A 6,169-nucleotide genomic window follows, 5' to 3' on the forward strand; every position below is an offset into this window, starting at 1 on the left:
GGGAATCGAACCCGCATCATCAGCTTGGAAGGCTGAGGTAATAGCCATTATACGAAGTACGCTATGTCTTGAAGACCTAGCTAATATGCCATAATTAAAAAAAATGAAAAGCGTTTTCTTTCATTAACGGACCTAAGTGAGTGAAATACAAACAAATCGATCAATTTAACAGCAACTCAATGCTTATTAATAGGGATTATTAAGATATCTATCCAAATCAGCCAGAGACGCGTAGTTCAGTAAGAATAATTAAGCTTATATACAAGGTGTTAATTCTAAAATCCAAGAAAATGATTCATCGAAGGACAATTTTAGATTACAAAAGCAATAAATTAGATATTCCTGCTTTTGCATATTGACCGTTTACATAAAATACAGTATATCACCATCTTTATAAGTACATTGTTTCACCAAATAACCAACCAAATTCAGACGCAATAGTAACAATAATTAAACACACTATGTGATCACTCTATAATTTTATGATTTAACCAAATAAAAGACTTGATTGTTTATGCCAAATTAGTGAAATTACATGCAATTTCCGTCAACCTTAAATTTCTACTATGTCTCAAACACAATCTCACGTAACAGAACCATCTACGACAAAAAAAACGTGGCAGATGCCCGATACCCTAATTCTAATTTTCATTGTGGGTATTTTCGCGGCTATCTTGACTTATTTAATCCCTGCGGGTCAGTTTGATAGCCAACAAGTGACTTACATGATGGAAGGCGTAGAAAAAACGCGTACCGTTATTGATCCGAACTCTTTTGCTTACGCAACAGATGAAAAAGGCGAATTGGTATACAACTCTGTTGGCTTCTTTGCATCAGGCGGTGGCATTGGCCTAATGAACTTCCCATTTGAAGGTTTGGTATCCGGTTCTAAATGGGGCAGCGCTGTTGGCGTTATCATGTTTATGCTGGTTATCGGTGGTGCATTTGGCGTAGTTATGCGCACAGGCACAATCGACAACGGTATTTTACGTCTTATTGATAAAACCAAAGGCAACGAATCACTATTTATTCCTGTTATTTTCCTATTATTCTCACTTGGCGGTGCTGTATTCGGCATGGGTGAAGAAGCCGTTGCTTTTGCTATTATCATTGCCCCTCTAATGGTTCGCCTTGGTTACGATAGCATCACTACTGTAATGGTTACCTATATTGCAACGCAAATCGGTTTCGGTACATCTTGGATGAACCCATTCTCTGTCGCTATCGCACAAGGCATTGCTGGAGTTCCTGTATTATCAGGTATGACCGTTCGCATGGGGCTTTGGGCTTTCTTTACCTTAATTGGTATCGCATTTACCATGATGTACGCTGCAAAAGTAAAAGCGAACCCTGAGTTCTCTTACTGCCATCGTAGCGATGCTCACTTCCGTCAACAAAAGCTGGATGATACTCAATCACGTTGGGTGCTTGGTGATACTCTTGTTATTCTTACTGTTATAGCCTCAACTCTTTGGGTTGTATGGGGTGTGGTAATGCACGCTTGGTACATTCCTGAAATCGCGTCTCAATTCTTCACTATGGGCTTTATTGTTGCGATTATCGGGGCTATCTTCCGCTTAAACGACATGACGCTAAATGACGCTGCGGCCGCCTTCAAAGACGGGGCGAGCGTTATGCTACCACCTGCGATACTTGTGGGTTGTGCTAAAGGGGTTCTGCTTATCTTAGGCGGAGGATCAACAGAAGAAGCAAGCGTTCTAAACTCGATTCTAAACAGCGCTGGCGGCCTGATCAGTGGTATGCCTTCTGTCGCATCAGCTTGGGTGATGTACGTATTCCAATCTATATTCAACTTCTTTGTAACTTCAGGCTCAGGCCAAGCTGCACTCACGATGCCACTACTGGCCCCGTTGTCAGACATAGCAGGCGTAACACGTCAAGTTGCTGTACTTGCGTTCCAATTAGGCGATGGTTTCACTAACGTTATCGTTCCAACGTCTGCTCCGTTAATGGCAACATTGGGTGTATGTCGTATCGATTGGGGTGACTGGGCGAAATTCTGCTGGCGCTTCATGCTATTACTCTTTATCTTATCAAGTATTGTTATTGTGCTAGCACAGCTGCTAGGCTTCTCATAACAATACCCTAAGTCACTTATTTTCAAGGCGAGATAATTTCTCGCCTTTTTTCATTTTCCCGATTGGAGAAATTCTTATGGCTACCCAATTCTTAGATGACGTGATTCAAAGTCACCGAGTGATTCACTCTCTTGATGTCACCGATCTTGCTGCTGGTGAACATAAATTTTGGTTTCGTATCGCCACTAATGCCCTATCACAATGGCAATACTTACCAGTACTGGTTTTCAAAGGTGAACAACCAGGGAAAAAAGTGATGATTACAGCAGGTATTCATGGTGATGAATACAATGGTGTACTCGCCGCACAACAAACCGCACGTTCGTTGATTGGCCAATCGTTAGCTGGGACTGTGACAATTGTCCCAACGGTAAATCTAACTGGTATGCTTAATCACAGTCGTGACTTTTTCTCAACCGACCCTGATTGCTCTCCTGCAAACTTAAACCGTTTCTTCCCTGGTGATGCTAACGGTAACGAAGGACAGCGCTATTTACATGCATTGTGGCATAACCTGTTACAACCAAATGCCGATTTTGCCATCGATCTTCATACGCAGACCAGTGGCACGGTTTACCCTCTGTACGTTTTCGCAGATTTTAGATTAGAATCGGCTTTACGTATGGCTCGCTTAATCAATCCTGATGCAATTTTGAACGATGCGGGTGATCCTGGGGTGCTGGAAACCGTGTGGAACGCCAATGGCATCCCAAGCATTACCATTGAAGTAGGTATGGGTCGTTACACTGAACAAGAACTCATTAATCGCACAGTAAATGGCATTAAGAATATATTGAACGATGAGCAAATACTTTCTGGTAAGGTTGACACAATAATCCCATGCATAGAAGGATCTGATATTGTTAGCATCCGAGCTGAACTTGGTGGTTTTGTGTTACCACAAGTTACTATGATGGATACCGTCGAAGAAGGTGACCTAGTCGCAATTCAATACGACAGCTTTGGTGATGAAATCCATCGTTATACTGCGCCAACAAATGGAACCGTACTAAGCCACAACATTGAATCCATTCGAGCTCCAGGATCACTTGTCGTACGCTTGATCAAATAAAAGAAAGTAGAGCCTCATTCCAAATCAATATGTGATCACTCTTACTGACTCGAATGAGTATAAAATCAACAAGGGAGCATTGATATTTCAAGGGATTTCACCGCGAAGTTTCAATCCTCTCTAAAAACAGCTCAAGTTACATCACGAAACTAAAATGGCTTAGATATGCATCTTATTGCAGTATAAAAAACAAACACATTCTGTTTTCTTTATGTCTTTTAAGTCAAATTTGTTACTTATCTTAACTTAATCCTATTCGTTTAATTAATTTTGCTTTAGTATTCTATCGCCTAAGCAAACGATTAACTCAATAGTTCTTAGGCTCTTATTTCTTTTTCTGGTGGGAGCAGCAAATGACAACTTTAACAATTACTCGTCCTGATGATTGGCATTTACATCTACGTGATGGTGACGTACTAACAGATACTGTACGTGATTCAGGCCGTTATAATGGCCGTGCATTAATTATGCCAAACCTAGTTCCACCAGTAACAACCACAGAGTTAGCCCTTAGTTACCGTGACCGCATTCAAGCTACAAATAACTCTGATACCTTCTCTCCGATTATGTCTCTGTACCTAACAGAGAAAACGACATCAGAAGAGATCAGAAAAGCAAAAGCAACAGGCCATATCGTTGCTGCAAAATTGTATCCTGCGGGCGCAACAACTAACTCTGACTCTGGTGTTAGTGATGTGAGTAAGGTTTATCCTATTTTAAAAACCATGCAAGAAGAAGGCATGTTATTGCTTATTCATGGTGAAGTGACTACGCACGATGTTGATATTTTTGACCGTGAGAAGACCTTCCTTGATACGGTGTTAGCACCTATCGTAAATGACTTTCCTGAATTAAAAATCGTTCTTGAGCACATCACAACGAAAGATGCAGCTGAGTTTGTTAAAAATGCGGGACCAAATGTAGCTGCAACTATTACTGCTCACCATTTATTGTTTAACCGTAACCACATGCTTGTTGGCGGTATTAAGCCACACTTCTATTGCTTACCAATTCTAAAGCGTAATACGCATCAACAAGCGTTAATTGAAGCGGCAACAAGTGGCAATGCTAAATTTTTCATTGGTACGGACTCTGCACCTCATGCTAAAGACAAAAAAGAAGCCGCTTGTGGTTGTGCTGGTTCTTACACTGCGCACGCTTCTATCGAATTGTATGCTGAAGTGTTTGAGAATGAAGGCAAGTTAGAAAACCTAGAAGCGTTTGCAAGCTTTAATGGTCCAGATTTTTATAACCTTCCTCGTAACACCGACACGATTACTCTTGTAAAAGAAGCGTGGATCGCACCTGAAACAATGACATTTGGCAATGACTTTGTTGTGCCAATTCGTGCGGGTGAAGCGGTTGAATGGTTAGTAAAATAATCATCAATACAATTTAACTCATGACTAAAATAGTATTAGGTTAAATTAAAATGGGATGCCAATTAGCATCCCATTTTTGTTTCTATTTTATTCGCTGAATTGAGATCCTGTCATCTCTATGGCACACCGTGGCCTTTTGACTCAACCCATACACGATACCATTGTTCACGCGTTAGCTTAATATCCATTGCATCAACAGCCGCTTGCACGCGTTCAATTTTGCCAGAGCCAATAATAGGTAATGGGCTTGATGGTAACTTACGCACCCAAGCATAAACCACTTGATCAATACTTTGCGCACCCACTTCTTCTTTTATTTCTTCAAGTACTTTTCTTACTCGGATAGCTTGTTCTGATTGACCAGAGAAAATCTCACCCCCCGCTAAACACGACCATGCCATCGGTTTAATTCGCTTCATCTGCAATTGGTCAAGTGTACCGTCGTGTGCTACTTCAAAATTAAGTGGATTAATCTCAACTTGATTCGTCACTAGTGGTTTATCAAGACGAGATTGTAATAAATCAAAATGACTTGGCGTGAAATTAGACACGCCAAAATGCTTAACTTTACCTTCTTGCTGTAACTGATTAAAAGTATCTGCTACTTCATCAGCATTCATTAATGCATCCAAACGGTGGATTAGTAACACATCAATTTCAGAGATATTAAGGCGAGTAAGTGAATTATTGACAGAGTTAATGATATGGTCTTTCGATGTGTCGTAATGATTAATTTTTCGGTTCGGAAATTCTGGCGTGCATAAGTTTATATCGCACTTGGTAATAATTTCAATTTGATTACGAACTGAAGGATCTAATGCTAATGCTTCACCAAATAAACGTTCACACTGATAACCACCATAGATATCGGCGTGATCAACGGTCGTAATACCTAATTCAATGTGCTGTTTTAAGAAGTCTAACCGTTGTGTCGGTGTCATTTCCCATTCAGAAAGTCTCCAGTATCCTTGAACCAGTTCCGATAATTCAGGACCTTTCGGTGCAATCGTTATTTTCTTAATCATTATATTCTCGGTTTTGTTAATAACCATAGTAGGTCCCAACAGCCTGAGTTACAGTGATGAAGATCGAAAAATCAACACTAAAAGTAAGTAATAACTAAGCTTAAGATAAGAAATGCTATTTATTTAATACTAACTATTGCACTCAATATACTGTAAACGTAAAATCAGTTAAAATTCTAAAAGTAAGGTTTATAACAGTATGATAAAGCATCGAGTCTATGCCTTATTATTGTCGCTAGTTTCTTTTGGTTCTGTAGCAGACATTGTGGCTACACCAGAGAATGAAGACATCTGCCAACAAAAATACATTAAAGAAGTCTTTGATCAACAAGTGCAATACAGTAACCCTCAAAATAGCGATCAAGTTCGACGCACCGCTGAACGTCATATTGATCGTTCTCGTGAAGTTTACAGTGAAACAAATAGTTTTTGTGAGACATTAAATTATTTACGAAATGAAGCATCTGATGAGTTACTTGAAGATTTTAAACGCGCTAAAGTAGGCGAATCTCAGTTCAAATAAACAGTCAGTTTTTGTGAACTACTCAGCGACAGCATAGCTGATCACTGAGCTTCTAAGGCAGTTAAGCA

General features: G+C 40.0%; 5 protein-coding genes. 4 read left to right on the forward strand and 1 reads right to left on the reverse strand.

Annotated features, from left to right (window positions below; genetic code table 11):
* Positions 1-623 precede the first annotated feature (623 nt).
* The 3 genes from yfcC to pyrC all read left to right on the forward strand — a co-directional run bounded on the left by yfcC (position 624) and on the right by pyrC (position 4,553).
* Positions 624-2,099 carry a putative basic amino acid antiporter YfcC gene (yfcC, locus tag Q1K78_RS16805; protein ID WP_300181535.1) on the forward strand — a complete coding sequence of 492 codons (1,476 nt, stop codon included), beginning with the start codon at positions 624-626 and terminating at the stop codon, positions 2,097-2,099.
* Between the two features lie 76 nt (positions 2,100-2,175).
* Positions 2,176-3,171 (forward strand): succinylglutamate desuccinylase/aspartoacylase family protein, encoded by a 996-nt coding sequence (locus Q1K78_RS16810; protein ID WP_300181527.1) that lies wholly within the window; start codon positions 2,176-2,178, stop codon positions 3,169-3,171.
* A gap of 353 nt (positions 3,172-3,524) precedes the next feature.
* Positions 3,525-4,553 carry a dihydroorotase gene (gene pyrC, locus Q1K78_RS16815; RefSeq protein WP_300181529.1) on the forward strand — a complete coding sequence of 343 codons (1,029 nt, stop codon included), beginning with the start codon at positions 3,525-3,527 and terminating at the stop codon, positions 4,551-4,553.
* Positions 4,554-4,669: 116 nt separating this feature from the next.
* On the opposite strand, the gene Q1K78_RS16820 is transcribed toward pyrC, so the two are convergent.
* The gene (locus Q1K78_RS16820; RefSeq protein ID WP_300181531.1) at positions 4,670-5,578 is read right to left on the reverse strand and encodes an aldo/keto reductase family oxidoreductase; all 909 of its coding nucleotides are present in this window, start codon (positions 5,576-5,578) and stop codon (positions 4,670-4,672) included.
* 199 nt (positions 5,579-5,777) lie between these two features.
* Between Q1K78_RS16820 and Q1K78_RS16825 the strand changes: the two genes are divergently transcribed.
* Positions 5,778-6,101: a hypothetical protein gene (locus Q1K78_RS16825; RefSeq protein ID WP_300181533.1), complete on the forward strand. Its 324-nt coding sequence runs from the start codon at positions 5,778-5,780 to the stop codon at positions 6,099-6,101.
* Positions 6,102-6,169 lie beyond the last annotated feature (68 nt).

The sequence above is a fragment of the uncultured Aliivibrio sp. genome, assembly GCF_946479765.1.
Classification (GTDB): Bacteria; Pseudomonadota; Gammaproteobacteria; order Enterobacterales; family Vibrionaceae; genus Aliivibrio.